Below are 19897 nucleotides of genomic sequence, written 5' to 3' on the forward strand. Positions count from 1 at the left end.
CTCACTCACAGGTCCACACGGAAGGAGATGCCGACAGTTCGCGGGGCGCCGATGAAGGCGTTGTCGCGGCCGTCCACCCCTGCAAGATACCGCTTGTCGGTGAGGTTGCTCACCACCAGGTTGGCACCCATGCCCTTCAGGCGCGGCGACAGGCCCTGCAGATCGAAGCCGATATTGGCGTTGAACACGGTGGCCGAGGGCAGCTTGTTGACGTTGGCGGCGTCGAGGTAGCGGGTGCCCAGGTAGCGACCGGACAGGCCGAAGTTCCAGTTTTCGCCCTGCCAGTCGGCTGACAGCACCAGGGTCTGTTCGGGCTGGCCGATCACCTTGGCACCGTCGACGATGCCCAGCTGGGTATCGCGTGCGGCATCGCCACTGCCCAGGTACTTGGAACGGTTGTAGGTATAGGCGGCGTTGAGTCGCCAGCCATTGTCCCAGCCGTAGCCGAACGCCGCCTCCAGGCCGTTGCTTTCCACGCCACCGAAGTTCTCGTAGACACCGTCGGTCTCGCCCAGGTAGTCGATGCCGCTGACGAAGCCGGCCGGCAGGTAGACGATGCGGTTGTCGAACTTGATGTTGTACAGGGTGACCGACGCGGTCAGCGGCCAGCGGCTGATGCGCATGCCGACCTCGATGTTGTCGGCGGTCTCCGGTTCCACATTGCGGAAGCGCTGCGGGTCGGTCTCGCCGAGTACGCCCGACGGGATGGCGGCGAAGTTCTGCGAGAAGCCCGCGAACAACTCCATGCCTTCCACACCCGGCGCCCAGGTGAAGCCGGTGGACAGCAGCGGATCGGACCTGGAATCGGATTTGACGTGCTCACTGGCACCGATCACGCGGCGGCGCGACTGGTCGACGAAGAACTGCTTTACGCCCAGGCGCGCGCTAAACGGCCCGAAGCGGGCCACGTCCTCGACGTAGTACATCTGCTCGTCAACCTTGTACTTGTCCTCGAACTGCACCCAGTACGGCTGGTGATCGAAGGCGATGTCCTGGCCGACGTTGAGCAGGCGGTGCCAGTCGCGGCGCGCCGAGCGGTCCAGCTTCTCCACCCACAGGCCGCCGCGGATCGTGTTGTCGACCGCACCGAAGGTCTGGCGCCATTCGACGTCGGCGGTCACGCCCATGCGGTCGTTGTCGTAGTGGGTGTGGCGGTAGGACTGCGCGCCCAGCACGTTGCCCGCGTAGCAGTTCGGATCGTACTCGGCGGTGAAGCCCAGGCGCGGCGTGCAGCTGGCCAGGCGCTGCGCGGCGCTGCCATCGGGATTGACGAAGAAAATCTGGCCGCGGTTGCTGCCGCCGTACACGGTCTTGCCACCGATGTACTCCGACTCCGGGCGACCGGCACCCTCATCGCTGACCTGCGCCAGGTAGGGTGGCAGCCAGTCGCCACGACCTTCCATGCGGTGCCCGTAAGCCGCCACCGAGGCCTTGAAGCCGTTGCCGCCGTCGAAGGCCGCGCGCAGGTAGCCGAAGGTGTTCTCGCGCAGCGCACGCGAGCCGGAACGGTAGTTCTGGTCCAGGTAGGGGATGCCGGTGAGGGTGCCGACCAGGTTGTCGCGGTCCGGATTGGTGGCGAAGCCCTTCGGCGAGACGCTGGTGTACTCCGGCTCGTCGGCATCGTTGTAGGACAGGTGGCCGGTCAGTGTCCAGCGATCCAGCTCGGTGATGAACTTGCCGGCGATGTGGTCGTTGCTGGTCTTGCCGCTGCCATCGATCCAATCGTGCACGCGCGCCGACGAGGCACTGACCCAAGCGCGGGTGTGGCCGCCGAGCAGGCCGGTGTCGTAGCGCACGTAGTACTTCCGTGCTTCGTTGTCACCGGCACCGACCACGAAGCGCAGGCGGCTGTCCTGCAGCGGATCGCTGGTAAGGAAGTTCAGGGTGCCGCCCAGCGCCTCGTTCGAACGCGAGGAGATGTCGGCGGTACCCTGGCTGACTTCCACCGTTTCCAGGTCCAGGGTGTCGATGTAGCGGTTCGCCAGCGAGCCGCCGCCGTAGCCGGAGCCGCCATTGGGCAGGCCGTCGATGGTGGTGCCGATCTGCTGGGTGTCACGGTTGGTCACGAAGCCGCGCATGCTGATCTGCGTGCCCCACACCGACGAACCGGTGGCATCGGCCTCGCTGACCACCACGCCGGCCACTTCGTTGAGCGCGTCGTTGACGCTGCTCATCACCGTCTGCCGGTTCAGTGTTTCCGCGCGCACCGAAGTCTTCGCGTAGCTGGTGGCCTGACCAATCACCTGTACCTGGTCGAGGGTACGCGCATCGCTGCTGCGCGGTTCGGCCGCGTCGCCCTGCGGTGCTTCGGCCAGGGCATCCAGTGCGGGGGCGATCAGCAGGGCCAGCAGGGAGACACGGGGAAAGCGCGCAATCGTTCGCATCGAAACCGGACCTTGAGGGGAGGGAAGCCCCGGAGTGTCGGCAGCGCCAATGACATCGGAATGACGCGAAGATGCAGGAACCGTGTTGTGTGACGGCCGGTACCCGAGGCTGCCCTCCTCAGTACCGCGCGTCCTTGGGTTTCGGGTCGCGCGGCCAGTCATTTGCCTTGTTGGCGAAATCCGGTCGGGGCTGGTTGATGAAGTAGCTGGCGATGTCCACCGCATCCTGGTCGGGCATCACCTGCTGCCCCAGTGGCGGCGCGCGGGTCACCGCCGGCGGCATGTTGTGCTTGACGAAACCGGCCGCCTTGTACAGGCGCGCCATGCCAGCGCCGATGTTGAAGCTGTGGTCGCCCCACAGCGGCGGGAAGGCGATGTCACCGCTGGCGTCGCGCCGTCCTTCGCCGTTGTCGCCATGGCAGGCGGCACACTGCACGGCGTACAGCGCCTGGCCACGGATCGGGTCCGGGGTCAGCGTGCTGTCGATGGGGCCCTCGCTGGGGGCGGCCACCTTTGCACCGTCTGGCACAGGACTGCTCAGCCACGCCATGTAGTCGAGCATCGCGCGCATCTGCGGCGAGTCCTTCGGCAGCGGTTTGCCGTTCATCGAACGCTGCAGGCAGCCATTGATGCGCTCGGTCAGCCCGATCACCTTGCCCGGGCGCGGCATGTAACGCGGATAGGCGCCGCCGCCGGTGTTGAAGTAGTGATTGCCGAACGGCCGCTTGCCCTCGGCCATGTGGCACGAATTGCAGTTCAGATCGTTGCCGACGTTGTCCGGCAGCAGCCGTGCGGTCTCGTTGAGGAGGCGGCGGCCAAGCATCACCGATTCGGCATTGCCGAGCCCGGCGATCTCTTCGGCGCTGGGTGCGTGGTAGTGGCCGACCACTTTGCCCTGCGCATCGAGGATATCGATCGTGCTGGCCACGGCGGCATCCAGGTCCGGGTACAGATGGCGATAGGCGAGGGTGCCGGCGCCGGCCAGCAGCACGAGGGTGACCACGCTGCCGACCAGCAGGCGGGAGCGTTTGCGCGAACGTTTCATCGTGCGGCCTCCTGCGGAACGTAGTGCACCGGCTTGTCACGCACCACCCGGCGCATGCGCGCCACGTCGACCTCGCTCACCGCGCTGGCCTGGTTGCCCCAGCTGCTGCGGATGAAGGTCAGGATCTGTGCCAGCTGCGCATTCGGCAGCTGCTCGAAGCCGGGCATGGTGAATGCCATGCGGTCGTGCGGGGTATGCGGCGTGCGACCGCCGATCAGGGTCACCTGCACCAGCGAGCTGGGGTCATCGGCGAACACGATCGAGTTGCCGGCCAGCGCCGGATAGACGCGGGCCATGCCGCGCCCGTCGGCGCGGTGGCAGGCCTGGCAGTGCTCGGCATAGGCCAGCGAACCGGCAACACGGTAGTCGCCGCTGCGCAGCGCTGCGGTGGTGGTGTCGGTACCGGGCGACCACTGCGCACTGCGGCCCTCGCGCGCCGGCAGCTGTTTCAGGTAGCGGGCCATCGCCAGCAGGTCGGCGTCGGACAGGTACTGCGTGCTGTGCTCGACCACATCGGCCATGCCGCCGAAGGCTGCCGAGCGATCGGTGCGTCCGGTGCGCAGGAAGTCGACGATCTCGCCCTCGCTCCAGCTGGCCAGGCCGGTCGACTCATTGCGCAGGTTCTTCGCGTACCAGCCTTCCAGCACCGAGCCGGACAGGAACTGGCGGCTGCCATCATCGGCCATCGCCTTTTCCTGGAACGCCAGGCCGCGTGGCGTGTGGCAGGCGCCGCAGTGGGCCAGGCCTTCCACCAGTTCGGCGCCGCGCTGCTGGCTGGCATCCAGCGACGGATCCGGGTTGAACGTACGCGGGCGTGCGAACAGCAGCTGCCACCAGGCCAGTGGCCAGCGCATGTTGGCCGGCCACGGAATCGTGCTGTCGGCGTTGTCCTGCTTCACCGGCTGCACCGAGCCCATGAAGTAGGCGTACAGCGCCTTGATCTCGGCATCGCTGGCGATCACGTACGAGGCGTACGGCATTGCCGGATACAACGGCTGCCCATCGTGACGGATGCCGCGACGGACCGCGCGCTCGAAGTCGGCGTAGTCGTAGGCGCCAATGCCGGTATCCGGATCAGGGGTGATGTTGGTCGAGTAGATCGTGCCCATCGGCGTCTGCATGCCGAGGCCACCGGCGAACGGCTTGCCGCCGGGCGCGGTGTGACAGGCGGCGCAGTCGGCGGCGCGCGACAGGTACTGTCCCTGCGCGACCAGCGTCGGATCGTGGATGTCGACCTGCGCCGTCTGTCGCGGTGCGAACCAGTAGGGCGTGGTGCGGGCGATGCCGTAGGCGGCGGCCAACGTGGCGGCCAAGGCAATGGCGAGCTTGAGCGAGGTGCGCATGGCGGCACTGTGGGCAATCCGGCGCGCGCGTTCATTGATCCGGATCAATGACTGAACGGATACAGCTTGTACACCAAGCTGAATCGTTCCTGCGGTGTCATCAAGCCGTCATCCGCGCGCGATAGATGACGGGTCTATCGAGGCGTTAACGTCCTAGCCTGTCTGATTCACCCCTATGACGTGATATGAAGCGCCTGCTGCTGCTGTTGCTGGCGTGCGCCGGCCTGTGGCTGGCTGCATGCTCCTCCTCGATGAATGCCGCATCCACCTCGCTCGCCGATCGGCTGATTGCGCCAGGTGGTGTGTCGACCCTGCTCGATCGCCCGCGCATTGCCGCGGCCATCGCCGAACTGCCCAACCGCCATGGCTTCGCGCCGGGCCGCGATGGCGTGCCGATCTTCTGGCGTGTGTTCGATCCCGGCGACTACGGCGCGCGTTACCACTACCTGCCGCAGCGCCACGAGAACGGCCTGCCGCTGGATACCGGCCTGAGCCTGGCAGTACCGCAACCGTTCCACGCGCAGGCCCCGCGAGGCACCGTGGTGCTGCTGCACGGTTGGATGATGAACGGCGATTCGATGCTGCCGTGGTCGTTGCAGCTGGCCGAATCCGGCTATCGTGTGATCACGCTCGACCTGCGCAACCATGGGCAGTCCGGTGCAGGTCCGTCCGGATACGGCACCTATGAATCCGACGATGTGGTCGATGTAATCGGTGAGCTGCGCGCACGTGGTGAAGTAACCGGCCCGCTGTACCTGTTCGGCGTGTCCTATGGCGCGGCCACAGCGGTATTCACCGCCGACAAGCTCGGTGACCAGGTGGCAGGCGTGGTGGCAATGGAATCGTTCGCCAATGCCGGTGTGGCGATCCGCACGATGATCCCGCACCTGATGGGACTGCAGCCGGAAGGCCTGAAGGCGCAGGCGGTGGCGTCGTACGCGCGCTGGCGCTACGGCGGCCAGGACATCAACCAGGTGATCGCCGCCGCCAGCCGCCGCATCGACGTCGATCTGGACCGAGTGGATGTGGCGCGCGCGCTGGCCGATACCCGCGCCTGCGTGCTGCTCCTGCACGGCCAGGGCGACCAGCACATTCCGGTCAGCCAGGGCCGCGAACTGGCGCAGGCCAATCCGCGCGCGCACTACATCGAGATGCGCGGCGAGGACCACATCACCCTGCCGCTGCGGCTGGATCTGCTGGCCGGAGTGGTCGACGACTGGATGGCGCGCGACGAGCACCATCCGCAGAGTGCCTGCCCGGCCCCCCAGCTGCCGGCCCAGGCCGAGTGGCTGGCACGCAGCTGAGAAAAGGGGACGGAGGGGATTAAGTCGTTTCCCGCACAGCCGGGCCAGAAACGACTTAATCCCCTCCGTCCCCTTTTTCTGTCAGGCCACCCGCCTTGCCAGCGAGCGCGCAGACGCCGCGACGCCCAGCAGCAGCGCGGCCACGCACAGGAAGGCGAAGCCGAGGCTGGTAGCGTGTGCGAGTGCGCCGATCGCTGCCGGACCGGCGAGGATGCCGGCGTAGCCCAGCGTGGTGACCGCGGTGATGGCGATGCTCTCCGGCATCACCCGCTGCTGGCCGGCCATCGAGAACAGTGCAGGCACGATGTTGGCGCAGCCCAGCCCGACCAGTACGTAACCGGCCAGCGCCACCGGAAACGATGGCACCAGCGTGGCCAGGGTGAAACCCGCAGCAGCGGTGATGCCGCCGAAGACCAGGGTGCGGGTCCTGCCGAGGCGCTCGACGATGCCGTCGCCGAACAGGCGCATCGCGGTCATCGCCAGGGTGAACAGTGCAAAGCCGGCACCGGCCTGGTCACGTGGCACCTGCCGCACTTCGGCGAGGAACACCGCGCTCCAGTCCAGCATCGAGCCCTCGGCGAGGAACACAACGAAGGCCAGCACGCCGATGAACAGCACCACGCCATGCGGCAGTGCCAGCAGGGGGCCTTCATGCAGGATCCGTTGTGGGCGCCAGTGCGGTGCCGACAGCACTGCCACCAGCAGCAGAGCGGCCACCGAGGCCAACGCGGCCAGCCACAGCGGCGTACCCAGGATCAGCATGCCGGTCATGCAGCCGGCGCCGACGAAGCCGCCGATGCTGTAGAAGGCATGGAATCCGGACATCATCGCGCGCCCGGCGTCGCGTTCGACCGCGACCGCCTGCATGTTCATCGCACAATCCAGTGCACCGACGCCGGCGCCGAACACGAACAGGGCCGCGCCCAGCGCGACCGGAGAGGGCGCCAGCACCAGCAAGGGCAGGGCGCACAGCATCATCGCGCAGGTGATCACCATCACCCGGCGGCAGCCCAGCCGCCCGGTCAGCGCACCTGCCAGTGGCATCGCCAGCAGTGAGCCGAGCCCGAGGCACAGCAGCACCGCGCCGAGGCTGGCGTCGGACAGCCCGGCCTTGGCTTTGGCGTAGGGCACCATCGGCGCCCAGGCGGCGGTGGCGAATCCGGGAATGAAGAAGGCGGCACGGGTAGCGTGCTGTTGGGCACGTGGGGATGAAGGCGTCATGCGCGATGCGAAGCTCCAAGGATCCTCCATGAAAACGTTTGCAGGACGACTCGGCAAGTGCCATGCGTGACATCGGGCGACGCATACGATTGCAGTGACCCGAACACGTCACCCGAGATTGACGCACCGTGCGGACAGTGGCGACACGGTCGGCATTCCGCCGGCCGCTGTCGGGGGCCTGTACATGAGCACGACGGTGGTGATCTGGAAGGGGCCGCTGGCCAGTACGTCCGGTGATGTTCTGCACAGAAGCGCCCGCGATGTTCTGCAGCATCGCGGGCGTTGTGGTTACAGCGGCAGGTCGAACACCAGCACTTCGGCATCGTTGCCGTTTTCCAGGGTCAGCTGCGCTTCGTCGCTGACCTGCAGCGCATCACCGGCTTCCAGGGTGATGCCATTGACCTGCAGCTGGCCGCGGGCTACCTGGACATAGGCGCCACGGCCGTTGCCGAGCGCGTGGTGCAGCTTCTGGCCGCCATCGAGGATGGTGGCGAAGATGCGGGCATCCTGGTGGATGCGCAGCGAACCGTCGGCACCGTCAGGCGAGGCGATCAGGCGCAGCTGGCCGCGCTTGGTCTCCGGCGCGAAGTGGGTCTCCTCGTAGGACGGCGTGATGTTCTCCGCGTCCGGGAAGATCCAGATCTGCAGGAAGTGCACGGTCTCGTCGGCGGAGTGATTGAACTCGCTGTGGCTGACACCGCTGCCGGCGCTCATGCGCTGCACGTCGCCATAACGCAGCACCGAGCCGGTGCCCATCGAGTCCTTGTGCTCCAGCGCGCCGCCCAGCACATAGGAAACGATCTCCATGTTGCTGTGGCTGTGGGTGCCGAAGCCCTGGCCGCCGATCACCTTGTCTTCGTTGATCACCCGCAGCGGTCCGAAGCTGACGTAGCGGGGGTCGTAGTAGTTGGCGAAGGAGAAGGTATGGCGCGAGGACAGCCAGCCATGCTCGGCCAGGCCACGGGTAGCGCTCTTGCGGATCTGCAGCATGATGGAATCTCCTTGTTCGATGGTTTCGATGGGGCGGGGTGGGCGGCTAGCCGCTTTGTTTCCCCGTTGGAGAGAAGTATCCGCTTGCGCCCGGGGTTTGAAAAACGGATAGTTTTGACAGCCATCATCGAAAAATTCGAATGCTCAAGCTCAGCCTCGATGCCCTGCAGATCCTGGATGCCATCGACCGCCGCGGCTCCTTTGCCGGCGCCGGCAAGGCCCTGCACAAAGTGCCTTCGACCATCTCCTACACCGTGGCCAAGCTGGAGGAGGACCTGGGTGTACAGCTGTTCGACCGGGTCGGCCCGCGCGCCGAGCCGACCGAGGCTGGCCGCGCGCTGCTGGACGAGGGCCGGCACCTGCTGCGCGCCGCCCGCGAGCTGGAGCTGCGGGTGCGCCGGGTGGCGTCGGGCTGGGAGACCGAACTGACCCTGGCGGTGGACTCGGTGTTCCCGACCTGGCTGCTCGGCCCGGACATCGCCGCGTTTCGTGAGGTCGAGGCACCGACCCGGCTGCGATTGATCGGCGAGGCCCTGTCCGGTACCTGGGAGGCCTTGCTGGACCGCCGTGCCGACCTGCTGGTCGGTGCGCCGGGCGAGGGTCCCAGCGGCGGCGGTTACGTGGTCGAGCCGCTGGGCACGGTGGAGTTCGTGTTCGCGGTCGCGCCGGATCATCCGTTGGCCAACGTGCCAGGCGTACTCGGTCGCGAGCAGTTGGTCGAGCACTGCGCGATCGCCGTTTCTGATTCGGCGCGGCGGCTGCTGCCGCGCACGGTCGGCCTGTTGATGGGGCAGGAGATGCTGACCGTGCCGGACATGGCCAGCAAGCTGAAGCTGCAGTGCGAAGGCGTGGGCTTCGGTTTCCTGCCCGAGCCGTGCGCGCGCGCGGCGGTGGCGCGTGGCCAGCTGGTGATCCGTGAGGTGGAGGAACACAAGCCGGAAGAAACCTTCTGGCTGGCCTGGCGCACCGGCGAGGATGGCGCCGCACTGCGCTGGTGGCGCGAGCGCCTGCGCAGGCCGGAGCTGTTGTCACAGTGGTGGCAGTCAATGGCACGGGGTTAGGGGTACGGCAGGGCTGCGCCCTGCACCCGCCGAAGCAACAGCCACAGCCACAGCCGAAGCCGAAGCAAAAGCTGGTTTCCTGAGGGATGGCGGGGTGGGTCCGGTTGCGGGGGACGCTGCAAGTACGTCCATGTAAGCTCGGTCGCCGCATCCATGCGGCTCACGCCCCCGCAACCGGACCCACCCCGCCTTCGACAGATTTCCGCGATCTGTCGGAACGGCATGGACCGCTGTTGGTAGGTGTCGACCTTGGTCGACACAGTAGATCCACGCCATGCGTGGATGCTTTTCGATCTCGATTCGAAATATTCGATTCCGATGAAGATTCATCCACGCATGGCGTGGATCCATCAGATCGCGGAAACCTGTCAGAGGTGGGGCGGCATGGGGAGGCAGGACCGTTGGCGGCATGGATGCCGCCATCGAGCCCCCATGGATGGATTTACGGCGTGTCCTGCCTGTCCATGCCGCCCCGCCAACCCACGGAATGCCAGCTTTTGCTGTTGCGGTTGCCTTGGCTTGAAGCATCTGCAGGTGCAGGGCGCAGCCCTGCCGAAAAACACACATAAAAAAACAGCAGGCCGAGGCCTGCTGTTTCGGTGTAATGGTGCGCCCGGAGAGATTCGAACTCCCGACCGCCTGGTTCGTAGCCAGGTACTCTATCCAACTGAGCTACGGGCGCCAATTACATAAACTTGTTGTGCTGACTGTGTATGGTGCGCCCGGAGAGATTCGAACTCCCGACCGCCTGGTTCGTAGCCAGGTACTCTATCCAACTGAGCTACGGGCGCGCGGTACACAATCAACTTACTGCTTAATTTTACTGCATTTCCAGCGGCGGATGCTGAAAACCTGTCGAGTGGTGCGCCCGGAGAGATTCGAACTCCCGACCGCCTGGTTCGTAGCCAGGTACTCTATCCAACTGAGCTACGGGCGCCCTGCGACAGGAGCGGAATTATGCGGATGTCGGCGCGTACCGTCAACAGTTTTGTGAAAATTTTCATCCAACTGAATGAAAAAGCTGTCAGCTACGGCCTCCGGCGCCTTCAGCCACGCGAAATGATCGGCGCGCGTGCCCAGTTCCTGCGCGGACAGCACGCGCAGCTGCGCGTCTACATTCGGCAGCTTCGCCAGCAGCGTCTGCATCGATCCGGTCGGTGCCAACCAGTCGTGCTCCATCAACACGGCCTGTGCGCTGCCATGCACGCGCGCCATCTGCGCATCGAGGTCTTCGTCCATGCCGGCCGCGGCGTAGTGGTTGTTCAGGCCAACGCGCGCCCAGTCGGCGATCAGCCCGCGCGCTTCGGTGCCACCAAAGCCGAGGCGCCGACCATGCAGCACGCCCTGGCGTTGCGCGATCCACGGCAGGAAACGATAGACCAGTGGCAGCAGCCAGCCACGCGGTGGCGGGAAGCCGCGCCAGAACGGTGAGCCGCTGGCGGCCAGCCACAGCCGGTTGAAGTGCTGCGGGTTGCGGCCGGCATGCACGCAGGCAAGCTGCCCGCCCAGACTGTGTCCACCGATGATCCAGGGCAGGGTGCCGGCGTCGTCATCCGCTGCGGCCAGGACGGCCTGGCTGGCCGGCAGATCCTGTTCGAGTACTTCGCGATAGCCCCAGTCCTGCGTGCGCGACGGGCGCAGCGAACTGCTGCCGTTGCCGCGCCACTCGTGTAGGTAGACCGCCACGCCCTTCGCCGCCAGCGCCAATGCCAGTGGCAGGTAGTGGCGCGCGGCCACGCCCAGTGCCGGCAGCCACAGCAGGCGCGCGATGGGCTGTGCAGGCACGCAGGCGATCACTTCGTAGCAATGGCCGTCGTCGCACTGCACGGCGAGGACGCTCGGCGTCAGGCTCATGCGTGCGGTGCCGCGCCGAAGTGATCGAGCACCAGCACCTCGCTGCGACCAGGCGCGTAGCCCTGCTGCAGGCCGCGCGCAACGTAGTCGATGCCGGCTTCGCAGGCATTGGCCAGGCTCAGGCCGTTGCACAGCTGCGCGGCGATGGCCGAGGCCAGCGTGCAGCCTGTGCCATGTGCGTCCAGCGGCAGGCGGGTGTGGATGAATTCTTCGCTGCTGACGCCGTCGAAGTAGCGATCGATCACGCGGTTGCCTTCCTGCAGGTGGCCACCCTTGAGCAGGACTGCGCCGGCTCCGAGATCGAGCAGGGCAGAGGCAGCCTGTTCGGCGTCATCGCCGTTGCCGATCTTCCTGCCGATCAGGAGTTCTGCTTCCGGGGTATTGGGCGTAACCAGCGTCGCCAACGGCAGCAGGCGTTCGCGCATGGCCTTGAGCGCACTTTCCTCCAGCAGGCGCGCGCCGCTGGTGGCGACCATCACCGGGTCCAGCACCACGTGCGGCGGGCGATGCCTTTCCAGTGCGTCCGCGACCGCATGGATCACCTCGGCGTTGGCCAGCATGCCGAGTTTCACGGCATGGATGTCGAAGTCATCGAAGCAGGCTTCGATCTGCGCCTGCAGGAATGCGATCGGCGGCACATGCACGGCGGTGACGCCACGGGTGTTCTGTGCAGTCAGCGCGGCGAACACGGCCAGGCCATGCACGCGGTGCGCGGCGAAGGCCTTGAGATCGGCAGGGACGCCAGCGCCACCGCCGGAGTCGGAGCCGGCGATGGTGAGGGCGGAAACGGGAGTGGTCGGGCTCATCCGGCGATTGTGCCGTGGTCCAGCTGGGGAAGGTAGATCCACGCCATGCGTGGATGGCTTTGATTCAATGCCGCCAACGCGCCCACTGCTGGTACACCACATACCCCAGCCCGGTCAGGCCGGTCAGCAGGGCGGGGGCGAGCAGGGCGTCGTATTGCCAGCGCATGAACAGCCAGGCGCCGAGGATGCCTCCGGCGAGGAAGCCGCTGATGATCAGGCCGCTGAGGGTCAGCCGTCGTACCTGCAGCGGCAGCCCACGCAGCAGGTGGCCCAGGCCGATGCCGAGGTCGGTGAACATGCCGCTGAGGTGGGTGGTGCGCACCACCGCGCCACTGAAGGTGGTGGCCATCGCGTTCTGCAGGCCGCAGGCCATGGCGGCGGCCAGTGCGCCCCATATCTGGTGCTGTTCGAACAGCGGAATGGCTACCAGCAGCAGTGCCGATTCCAGCGCCAGCGCCACGCCGTAGCGACGGCCCAGCTGCAGGGCGCTGTCCTGGATCAATAGGCCGCTGAGCATCGCGCCCAGCGAAAACGCGATCAGCAATCCCCACAGGTGGCCGACCGCGCGCCAGTCGCCCTGGGCCAACGCCATGCCCAACTGGCTGGTGCTGCCGGTCATGTGGCTGACGGCCTGGTGTTCGAAACCGAGGAAGCCGACCACGTTGACCATGCCGGCCACGCACGAGAGCGCGACCGCACCGATCCAGACCCAGGTGGGCAGGCGTATTCCCATCGGCGGGGCCCCTCAGGGCCCGCCGAAGCCGCCGTTGAACTGCAGCTCGCTGAAGGTGTCGCTGGCCGGGTCGAACACCGCGCCCCAGAACTGCGTGCCGCCGTCACAGACGCGGATCGCTTCCCGTGCCGGGTTGATGCCGCTGTCGTCGGGCAGATGGAAGGCGTTGATGTAGATCAGCCGCTTGCCGGCGCTTTCGATGCCGACGTACTGGCGGTCGAAGTCGAGCACCTTCGGCACCTGGGCCTCCAGCGAAGAGAGCTTCGCTTCCAGCTGTTCGACCTGCTGCCGGCTGGGCGCCCAGTAACCACTGACGCGCCCGGCCTCGCGGCCGGGGCTGGCGCGCGAGCAGGTGTCGAGCACCTGCGCGGCGATGATCGGGCGGGTGACCACCCAGGACTGGCCGGTACGCTCGGCGGTCGGCACGCTGGCCGGGCCGCGCGTGGTGGTGCAGGCACCCAGAGCGGCTGCGAGGGCGATCGCAGCCGTGGGCAGCAGCAGGCGGGTGCAGCGGTTCACAACACCTCCGAAGCGTAATCGGCCAGGCGCGAGCGTTCGCCTCGGCGCAGGGTGATGTGCGCACTATGCGGCCAGTTCTTGAAGCGATCCACCGCGTAGGTCAGGCCCGAGGTGGTCTCGGTCAGGTACGGGGTGTCGATCTGCTCGACGTTGCCCAGGCAGACGATCTTCGTACCGGGGCCGGCACGGGTGATCAGCGTCTTCATCTGCTTCGGGGTGAGGTTCTGCGCCTCGTCCAGGATCAGGTAGCGCGACAGGAACGTGCGGCCGCGCATGAAGTTCATCGAGCGGATCTTGATGCGGCTGGCGAGCAGGTCGTTGGTCGCCTGGCGCCCCCAGGTGCCGCCTTCCTGGTTGTGCGTGAGCACTTCCAGGTTGTCGGTCAGTGCGCCCATCCACGGCGTCATCTTCTCCTCCTCGGTGCCGGGCAGGAAGCCGATGTCCTCGCCGACGCTGACCGTGGCGCGGGTCATGATGATCTCGCGGTAGCGCTGCTGGTCCATCGTCTGCGCCAGGCCGGCGGCCAGCGCCAGCAGGGTCTTGCCGGTGCCGGCGGTACCCAGCAGCGTCACGAAGTCGATCTCCGGATCCATCAGTGCGTTGAGCGCGAAGTTCTGCTCGCGGTTGCGTGCGCTGATGCCCCACACGGCGTGGCTGCCGTGGCGGAAATCATCGACCAGCGACAGCACCACCTTGCCGTCGCCGACCACGCGGCTGACGCGCAGCTCGACTTCATCTTCGCCAGGCAGGTAGACGTACTGGTTCGGGTACCACTCCTCGCCATCCTGCGCCAGGATTTCGTAATGCGTGCGGCCCTTGTCGCTCCAGCTGCGCAGGTCATCGCCGTGGCGCTTCCAGAAGTCTTCCGGCAGCTCGGTGGCACCGGTGTAGAGCAGGCTGAAATCGTCCAGCGCGCGGTCGTTCTCGTAGTCCTCGGACACGATGCCGGCGATGGCGGCCTTGATCCGCAGGTTGATGTCCTTGGAAACGAACACCACCGGCAGGTCCGGGGTTTCTTCCTTCAGCGCTAGGATCGCGCCGAGGATGGCATTGTCGGGAATGACCTTGCCAAAGCTCTTGCCGGCGTCGAAATGGCTGGTCTGGAAGCGCAGCTTGCCGGCGCTCTGCTTGCCGCGCAGCTGCAGGCCATTGGGGCGCTGCAGCGGAATGCCGTCGGCCAGGTTGTCCAGGCCGGACTCCTGCACCAGCTCATTGAGGAAGCGGCTCACCTGGCGGGCATTGCGGCTCGCCTCGGAGGTGCCCTTCTTGCCGTTGTCCAGCTCCTCGATCACCTGCATGGGCAGGTAGACGTCGTGCTCTTCGAATTTGAACAGCGCGGTGGGATCGTGCATCAGCACGTTGGTATCCAGCACGTAGATGCGCTTGCCTCGGGTCATCGTCGATTCCTGGTTACGGACAGGGAAAAACCACCACGGCCTGCTGCGGGGCAGGGTGATGGCAGACACAGTAGGCAGTGGGACTCACTTGGACTGGGAGGCCTTCAGTTCGGCGAGAACGGCATCGGCATGGCCGGCAACCTTGACCTTGCGCCAGGACTGCACGATGCGGCTGTCGGGGGAAATCAGGAAGGTGCTGCGTTCGATGCCACGTACCTGCTTGCCGTACATGTTCTTCATCTTGATTACGTCGAAGGCGCTGCACAGCGCTTCGTCGCCATCACTGACCAGCGGGAAGTTGAAGCCCTGCTTGGCACAGAAGTTGTCGTGCGACTTCACCGAGTCGCGCGAGACGCCGAGTACCACCGCACCTGCCTTCTTGAACTTCGGCAGCAGTGCGTTGAAGTCGATGCCTTCGGTGGTGCAGCCGGGGGTGCTGTCCTTGGGATAGAAGTACAGCACCAGCCAGTGGCCGGCGTAGTCGCCGAGAGTGGCCTGTTCGCCACCGGACAGCGCCAGCGGCAGGGAGAGGGTGGTGCTGTCCAGGGTATCGCCGTTGTTCATGAGGTCCTTCTGTCGAGCCTGGGATCTTTCTACGACAATTGCATGAAACGCCACGCGCCCGTGAGAAGCGCGCGAAGAATCAGAATTTCATCGGGTCCATGATCGCGTCCAGGTTCAGGTGGTCGCAGAATTCAAGGAAGTCGTCGCGCAGCGCGGCGATGTGCATGTTGGCCGGCACGCCGATGGTGACCTGCGCGCTGAACATCTCCGCACCGGTCTGCATGGCGCGGTAGCGCGTGCTCTGCAGGTTCTCGATGGTGATGCCCTGGCGGTCGAAGAAGTCGGCCAGCTGGAACAGGATGCCCGGCTTGTCGGCGGCGATCACCTCGACGATATATGGCAGCAGGTTGGACTGCGCCTGCTTGGCCGCGGTGCGGTACCAGACCAGCTTCAGGCCTTCCTCGCGCTCCAACCGGGTCAGCATCGCTTCCAGCTTGGCCACCGAGTCCCACGAGCCGGTGGCCAGGGCGGTGACCGAGACATCGCGGCCGACCGTGGCCAGGCGTGCGTCCACCAGATTGCAGCCGCTGTCGGCGATGCGGCGGGTGACGGACAGCAGGGGGGACTCCGGATGCGTCGTGTAGGCGTTGATCAGGAGGTGGTTTTCGCTCGGCGCGGGGCGCGGGGTGGTGTCGGTCAAGGCGATTCCGGGTAATGCATGCGTTAGTCTGAATGCCCGCCAGAGGCGGGGATCCACCGGTGTCCAGCATACTTGCCCGTGCTTTCGCGCCGCAAGTAACATTCAGGTCGCCCCCGGCCTTTCGTGGCGGGCGTTTTCCCTTTCCAGCCAAGAGCAGCACGTCCTTGTCCCTTTCCGGCCTCATCACCGCGCTGGCGACCCCGTTCCGGGCCGACGGCGCCCTCGATCCCGACGGTTGGCAGCGCCTGCTGCACCTGCAACTGGAAGGTGGCGTCCATGGCGTTGTCGTAGCTGGCTCGACCGGCGAAGCGGCAACCCTCACCGATGCCGAGTACGACCAGCTGCTGGCCAGCGCGGTCGAGCGTATCGGCGGCCGCATTCCGGTCATGGCCGGTACCGGCCTGTCGGGTACCTCCAAAACCATCGAACAGACCCGCCGCGCCGCCGCGCTCGGTGCCAGCCACGCGCTGGTGGTCACCCCGCCGTATGTGCGGCCGACCCAGGCCGGATTGATCGCGCACTACCGTGCCGTTGCCGACCAGGGCGGGTTACCGGTCGTGCTGTACAACGTGCCTGGCCGTACCGGCTGCGACATGCAGCCGGAGACCGTGGCCGAGCTGGCCAGCCATCCCAACATCGTGGGCATCAAGGAGGCCGTGGGTGACATCGGCCGGGTGCAGGCGCTGCTGGCGCTGCGCAGCGCGCAGTTCGCCGTGCTCAGCGGCGATGACGCTACGGCCGCGCGTTCGATCCGGGCCGGTATCGACGGCCTGATATCGGTCGGCTCCAACGTGCTGCCCGGCGCCTACCGCCGGATGTGCGAGCTGGCCGCCGCCCATGACCACGAAGCCACCGAGTCCTGGGATGCGCGCCTGCATCCGTTCCATGATTTCTGCGGCGTTGAACCGAACCCGATCCCGGTCAAGGCGCTGCTGCGTCGTATCGGCATCGGCCACGACCTGCGCCTGCCGCTGCTGCCGCTGTCGGCGCCGCATCATCCGGCGGCCGACCACCTTGCCGGCGACATTGCCGCCCTCGAAGCCCTTTCCAGCCACTGACCTTCCGTCTTGGTCTGACCCAGGAGATTCACATGCGTCAATCCGTATCCACCGTCCGCGTGCTGTCCTACGCCCTGCTTGCGGTGGCCGTTGCCGCCGGCACCACCGGCTGCTTCAAGCGTGGCGTCAAGGGCGACTATGCCCTGGCCCCGGAAATGCGTCCGCTGGAAGTGCCGCCGGACCTGAACCTGCCGACCACCACCGGTGACAACAAGGTGCCGACGCTGGCATCGGCGACCAAGCCGGCGGCCCCGGTGGCTGCGGCCCCGGCCGTGGGCAATACCGGTTTCACCATCGCCGGTGGCAAGGACGAGGCTTTCGCCAAGGTCGGCACCGCGCTGGAAGGCGTGGAGGGCGTGACCATCGCAAGCCGCGCGCAGCTGCTGGGCTCGTATGACGTGGCCTACGAAGGCAGCAACTTCCTGGTCCGCGTGGTCGCCGTCGATGCCGGCGCCTACATCTCCGCGGTCGACCCGCGTGGCCTGCCGGCCACTGCAGAAGCGCCGGTGAAGCTGATCGCCGCGCTCAAGGCGAAGCTGGCCCAGTAAGGGCCGGTCGGGTGGGTGCGGGCCCAGGTCTGCACCGGCCCGGGTAGAGGCCGACCTTGGTCGGCGCTTCTGTGCCAACCAAGGTTGGCACCTACCGAGAACAGAAAAGGGCGCCGATGGGCGCCCTTTCCGTTGCCGCAGCAGGCGCTTCTCAGCGCTCCAGCAGCTTCAGCTTGTCCGGCTTGCCGTCCCATTCGCCGGCGTCGGCGGGCGGGTCCTTGCGCACGGTCAGCACCGGCCACTCCTTCGCCAGCTCGGCGTTGAGGGCGACGAAGCTCTCCTGGCCGGCAGGAACATCGTCTTCCGGGAAGATCGCGTTGACCGGGCATTCCGGTTCGCAGAGGGTGCAGTCGATGCACTCATCCGGGTCGATCACCAGGAAGTTCGGGCCTTCGTGGAAGCAATCCACGGGGCATACTTCCACGCAATCGGTGTGTTTGCACTTGATGCAGTTTTCGGTGACGACAAAGGGCATGGGCTGGGGGTGGATCGATTCCTGAACCCGCCAATTCTAGAACAGGTTGGGCCCCGGTGTCGGCGCGGGGCGGAAAACGGGCGTCTGGCAGGCTCGGCTGCGCCCCCGTTGGCGACAGGGCGGGGCCTGTGCGACGCTGCGGGCGCCCGGTCGCCGCAGGTGGCCGCCTTCCCTTCCCAGCAGGATCGTCCATGACCCAAGCCCAGCCCGGCACCGCCTCCCAGGGCGGCGAGAACACTGCGTTCATCGTCCTCATCAGCTGTGTGGCCACCCTCGGTGGATTCCTGTTCGGTTTCGACAGTGGTGTCATCAACGGTACGGTCGACGGCCTGCGCCAGGCCTTCAATTCCAGCGAAGCGGCGCTCGGTTTCGAAGTCGCCTCGATGCTGCTGGGCTGTGCGATCGGCGCGTTCCTGGCCGGTTGGCTGGGTGACCGGCTGGGCCGCCGTGGCGTGCTGATCGTGTCGGCACTGCTGTTCCTGGTGTCGGCGCTGGGTGCCGGCGCCGCCCATGCCTCCTGGTTGTTCATCGTCGCGCGCGTGCTGGGTGGCTTTGCGGTGGGGGCGGCCAGCGTGATGTCGCCGGCCTACATTGCCGAAGTCGCCTCGTCACGCTATCGGGGACGGCTGGCCACGGTGCAGCAGATGGCCATCATCTGTGGCCTGTTCGCCGCCTTCCTCAGCAACTACCTGCTGGCACGTGCCGCCGGTGCGTCCACCGAGGCGCTATGGCTGGGCCAGGAGGCCTGGCGCTGGATGTTCTGGATGCAGGCACTGCCGTCAGGGCTGTTCCTGCTGTTGTTGCTGGTGATTCCGGAAAGCCCGCGCTTTCTGGTCCTGAAGGGGCGTCAGCAGCAGGCGAGGGCGGTACTGTCGCGGCTGTACGGCGAGGCGGCAGCGGCGACCAAGCAGGCCGAGATCGAAGCCAGCCTGGCCCGGGATCAGCACAAGCCGCGCTTCAGCGACCTGCGCGACACGGTCACCGGCAAGCTGCGGCCGATCCTGTGGGTGGGTATCGGCCTGGCCATGTTCCAGCAGCTGGTCGGCATCAACGTGGTGTTCTACTACGGTGCGGTGCTGTGGCAGGCGGTGGGCTTCTCGGAAAGCGACGCACTGTTGATCAACGTGCTGTCCGGCGCGCTGAGCATCGGCGCCTGCCTGCTGACGGTGCTGTTGATCGACCGCATCGGGCGCAAGCCGCTGCTGTGGATCGGCTCGGTTGGCATGTCGGTGGCGCTGGTGCTGATGGTGGTCGCCTTCGCCAGTGGCAGCCTGGCCGATGGTCGGCTGCAGCTCTCCGACGGCATGGGCCGGCTGGCGCTGGTTGCGGCCAACGTCTATGTGGTGTTCTTCAACATGTCCTGGGGCCCGGTGATGTGGGTGATGCTGGGCGAAATGTTCCCGAACCAGATCCGCGGCCCGGCGCTGGCAGTGGCCGGCGCGGCGCAGTGGACCTCGAACTTCGCGATCACGGTGACCTTCCCGATGCTGCTGGCCGGCATCGGCCTGGCCGGGGCCTACGGCATCTATACGGTCGCGGCGATCCTCTCGATCTTCTTCGTGGTGCGCTACGTACGCGAGACCAAGGGCAAGGAGCTGGAGCAGATGGAAGGCTGACAAATCTCGGCTTCGGACACGTTCCGCCTGGCGCCTCCGTGTCATCGAGGGCGAAGGCGGGGCAGCCCAATCCGGGACACGCCGTAAACCCTTCCATGGGGGCTCGATGGCGCCATCCATGGCGCCAACGGTCCCGGCTTGAGCTGCCCCGCCTTCGCACCAGGCATTGCGGTTCCGGCGGATTTTCCGAAGCGCGCCGTCCGGGCGGTTGCCACCGCCTTCGCGGGAAACTGTCAGGAGGGGGGGGGGGGGGGGGGGGGGGGGGGGGGGGGGGGGGGGGGGGGGGGGGGGGGGGGGGGCGGGGGCGGGGGGGGGGGGGGGGGGGGGGGGGGGGCGGGG

At 66.7% G+C, this 19897-nt stretch carries 18 protein-coding genes and 3 tRNA genes; 5 read left to right on the forward strand and 16 right to left on the reverse strand.

Annotation, left to right across the window (positions count from 1 at the left end; translation table 11 throughout):
* Positions 1 to 5: 5 nt before the first annotated feature.
* The 3 genes from V3B46_RS19020 to V3B46_RS19030 form a co-directional block, all read right to left on the reverse strand.
* Entirely contained in the window at positions 6 to 2384 is a 2379-nt protein-coding gene (locus V3B46_RS19020) for a TonB-dependent receptor (protein WP_329892635.1), read from the reverse strand.
* A gap of 118 nt (positions 2385 to 2502) precedes the next feature.
* On the reverse strand, positions 2503 to 3429 hold the full coding sequence (locus tag V3B46_RS19025) for a c-type cytochrome (RefSeq protein ID WP_329892636.1): 927 nt from the start codon (positions 3427 to 3429) through the stop codon (positions 2503 to 2505).
* Entirely contained in the window at positions 3426 to 4772 is a 1347-nt protein-coding gene (locus V3B46_RS19030; protein ID WP_329892637.1) for a c-type cytochrome, read from the reverse strand. The genes V3B46_RS19025 and V3B46_RS19030 overlap by 4 nt, the downstream gene beginning before the upstream one ends.
* Before the next feature lie 185 nt (positions 4773 to 4957).
* On the opposite strand from V3B46_RS19030, the gene V3B46_RS19035 reads away from it, so the two are divergent.
* On the forward strand, positions 4958 to 6076 hold the full coding sequence (locus tag V3B46_RS19035; RefSeq protein WP_329892638.1) for an alpha/beta fold hydrolase: 1119 nt from the start codon (positions 4958 to 4960) through the stop codon (positions 6074 to 6076).
* A gap of 81 nt (positions 6077 to 6157) precedes the next feature.
* Here V3B46_RS19035 and V3B46_RS19040 read toward each other — a convergent pair whose 3' ends face one another.
* Together V3B46_RS19040 and V3B46_RS19045 are read right to left on the reverse strand one after the other, a co-directional pair.
* Complete coding sequence (locus V3B46_RS19040) at positions 6158 to 7297, reverse strand: MFS transporter (protein WP_329892639.1); 1140 nt, start codon at positions 7295 to 7297, stop codon at positions 6158 to 6160.
* Between the two features lie 288 nt (positions 7298 to 7585).
* On the reverse strand, positions 7586 to 8287 hold the full coding sequence (locus V3B46_RS19045; RefSeq protein ID WP_012510689.1) for a pirin family protein: 702 nt from the start codon (positions 8285 to 8287) through the stop codon (positions 7586 to 7588).
* Between the two features lie 140 nt (positions 8288 to 8427).
* Between V3B46_RS19045 and V3B46_RS19050 the strand changes: the two genes are divergently transcribed.
* On the forward strand, positions 8428 to 9348 hold the full coding sequence (locus V3B46_RS19050; RefSeq protein WP_329892640.1) for a LysR family transcriptional regulator: 921 nt from the start codon (positions 8428 to 8430) through the stop codon (positions 9346 to 9348).
* 605 nt (positions 9349 to 9953) lie between these two features.
* Here V3B46_RS19050 and V3B46_RS19055 read toward each other — a convergent pair.
* The 10 genes from V3B46_RS19055 to V3B46_RS19100 all read right to left on the reverse strand — a co-directional run bounded on the left by V3B46_RS19055 (position 9954) and on the right by V3B46_RS19100 (position 15861).
* Positions 9954 to 10030, reverse strand: a tRNA-Arg gene (locus V3B46_RS19055).
* Between the two features lie 32 nt (positions 10031 to 10062).
* Positions 10063 to 10139: transfer RNA gene (locus V3B46_RS19060), tRNA-Arg, on the reverse strand.
* Positions 10140 to 10208: 69 nt separating this feature from the next.
* Positions 10209 to 10285, reverse strand: a tRNA-Arg gene (locus V3B46_RS19065).
* Complete coding sequence (locus V3B46_RS19070; protein WP_329892641.1) at positions 10276 to 11202, reverse strand: alpha/beta hydrolase family protein; 927 nt, start codon at positions 11200 to 11202, stop codon at positions 10276 to 10278. The genes V3B46_RS19065 and V3B46_RS19070 overlap by 10 nt, the downstream gene beginning before the upstream one ends.
* A complete protein-coding gene (gene thiD, locus V3B46_RS19075) occupies positions 11199 to 12008 on the reverse strand; it encodes a bifunctional hydroxymethylpyrimidine kinase/phosphomethylpyrimidine kinase (protein WP_329892642.1) in 810 nt (269 codons plus the stop codon). Before thiD ends, V3B46_RS19070 begins: the two co-directional genes overlap by 4 nt.
* Positions 12009 to 12072: 64 nt before the next feature.
* Positions 12073 to 12741 (reverse strand): YoaK family protein, encoded by a 669-nt coding sequence (locus tag V3B46_RS19080; RefSeq protein WP_049463692.1) that lies wholly within the window; start codon positions 12739 to 12741, stop codon positions 12073 to 12075.
* A 12-nt stretch (positions 12742 to 12753) separates the two neighbouring features.
* Positions 12754 to 13260: a hypothetical protein gene (locus V3B46_RS19085; RefSeq protein ID WP_154263115.1), complete on the reverse strand. Its 507-nt coding sequence runs from the start codon at positions 13258 to 13260 to the stop codon at positions 12754 to 12756.
* Entirely contained in the window at positions 13257 to 14657 is a 1401-nt protein-coding gene (locus V3B46_RS19090) for a PhoH family protein (RefSeq protein ID WP_010484287.1), read from the reverse strand. The genes V3B46_RS19085 and V3B46_RS19090 overlap by 4 nt, the downstream gene beginning before the upstream one ends.
* 84 nt (positions 14658 to 14741) lie before the next feature.
* Positions 14742 to 15221, reverse strand: a complete 480-nt coding sequence (locus V3B46_RS19095) for a peroxiredoxin (protein ID WP_049445310.1) — start codon at positions 15219 to 15221, stop codon at positions 14742 to 14744.
* A gap of 79 nt (positions 15222 to 15300) precedes the next feature.
* Positions 15301 to 15861 carry a glycine cleavage system transcriptional repressor gene (locus tag V3B46_RS19100; protein WP_005409051.1) on the reverse strand — a complete coding sequence of 187 codons (561 nt, stop codon included), beginning with the start codon at positions 15859 to 15861 and terminating at the stop codon, positions 15301 to 15303.
* Positions 15862 to 16025: 164 nt separating this feature from the next.
* On the opposite strand from V3B46_RS19100, the gene dapA reads away from it, so the two are divergent.
* Both dapA and V3B46_RS19110 read left to right on the forward strand, forming a co-directional pair.
* A complete protein-coding gene (dapA, locus tag V3B46_RS19105) occupies positions 16026 to 16919 on the forward strand; it encodes a 4-hydroxy-tetrahydrodipicolinate synthase (protein ID WP_329892643.1) in 894 nt (297 codons plus the stop codon).
* A gap of 32 nt (positions 16920 to 16951) precedes the next feature.
* On the forward strand, positions 16952 to 17467 hold the full coding sequence (locus V3B46_RS19110; protein WP_049410369.1) for a hypothetical protein: 516 nt from the start codon (positions 16952 to 16954) through the stop codon (positions 17465 to 17467).
* A 151-nt stretch (positions 17468 to 17618) separates the two neighbouring features.
* Here the strand turns inward: V3B46_RS19110 and fdxA are convergent, their stop codons facing one another.
* Positions 17619 to 17942: a ferredoxin FdxA gene (gene fdxA, locus V3B46_RS19115; RefSeq protein ID WP_004153066.1), complete on the reverse strand. Its 324-nt coding sequence runs from the start codon at positions 17940 to 17942 to the stop codon at positions 17619 to 17621.
* Between the two features lie 191 nt (positions 17943 to 18133).
* Between fdxA and V3B46_RS19120 the strand changes: the two genes are divergently transcribed.
* A complete protein-coding gene (locus V3B46_RS19120) occupies positions 18134 to 19558 on the forward strand; it encodes a sugar porter family MFS transporter (protein ID WP_329892644.1) in 1425 nt (474 codons plus the stop codon).
* Positions 19559 to 19897: the final 339 nt, after the last annotated feature.

The organism is Stenotrophomonas sp. SMYL11, from assembly GCF_036320005.1.
Classification (GTDB): Bacteria; Pseudomonadota; Gammaproteobacteria; order Xanthomonadales; family Xanthomonadaceae; genus Stenotrophomonas; species Stenotrophomonas maltophilia_A.

What these genes read in the sequence shown, in the direction of transcription:
- V3B46_RS19020 (WP_329892635.1), bottom strand. Translation starts at nt 2,384, where the DNA reads ATGCGAACGATTGCGCGCTTTCCCCGTGTCTCCCTGCTGGCCCTGCTG.
- V3B46_RS19095 (WP_049445310.1), bottom strand. Translation starts at nt 15,221, where the DNA reads ATGAACAACGGCGATACCCTGGACAGCACCACCCTCTCCCTGCCGCTG.
- V3B46_RS19070 (WP_329892641.1), bottom strand. Translation starts at nt 11,202, where the DNA reads ATGAGCCTGACGCCGAGCGTCCTCGCCGTGCAGTGCGACGACGGCCAT.
- V3B46_RS19035 (WP_329892638.1), top strand. Translation starts at nt 4,958, where the DNA reads ATGAAGCGCCTGCTGCTGCTGTTGCTGGCGTGCGCCGGCCTGTGGCTG.
- V3B46_RS19030 (WP_329892637.1), bottom strand. Translation starts at nt 4,772, where the DNA reads ATGCGCACCTCGCTCAAGCTCGCCATTGCCTTGGCCGCCACGTTGGCC.
- thiD (WP_329892642.1), bottom strand. Translation starts at nt 12,008, where the DNA reads ATGAGCCCGACCACTCCCGTTTCCGCCCTCACCATCGCCGGCTCCGAC.
- V3B46_RS19040 (WP_329892639.1), bottom strand. Translation starts at nt 7,297, where the DNA reads ATGACGCCTTCATCCCCACGTGCCCAACAGCACGCTACCCGTGCCGCC.
- V3B46_RS19025 (WP_329892636.1), bottom strand. Translation starts at nt 3,429, where the DNA reads ATGAAACGTTCGCGCAAACGCTCCCGCCTGCTGGTCGGCAGCGTGGTC.
- fdxA (WP_004153066.1), bottom strand. Translation starts at nt 17,942, where the DNA reads ATGCCCTTTGTCGTCACCGAAAACTGCATCAAGTGCAAACACACCGAT.
- V3B46_RS19120 (WP_329892644.1), top strand. Translation starts at nt 18,134, where the DNA reads ATGACCCAAGCCCAGCCCGGCACCGCCTCCCAGGGCGGCGAGAACACT.
- V3B46_RS19110 (WP_049410369.1), top strand. Translation starts at nt 16,952, where the DNA reads ATGCGTCAATCCGTATCCACCGTCCGCGTGCTGTCCTACGCCCTGCTT.
- V3B46_RS19080 (WP_049463692.1), bottom strand. Translation starts at nt 12,741, where the DNA reads ATGGGAATACGCCTGCCCACCTGGGTCTGGATCGGTGCGGTCGCGCTC.
- V3B46_RS19050 (WP_329892640.1), top strand. Translation starts at nt 8,428, where the DNA reads ATGCTCAAGCTCAGCCTCGATGCCCTGCAGATCCTGGATGCCATCGAC.
- V3B46_RS19045 (WP_012510689.1), bottom strand. Translation starts at nt 8,287, where the DNA reads ATGCTGCAGATCCGCAAGAGCGCTACCCGTGGCCTGGCCGAGCATGGC.
- V3B46_RS19090 (WP_010484287.1), bottom strand. Translation starts at nt 14,657, where the DNA reads ATGACCCGAGGCAAGCGCATCTACGTGCTGGATACCAACGTGCTGATG.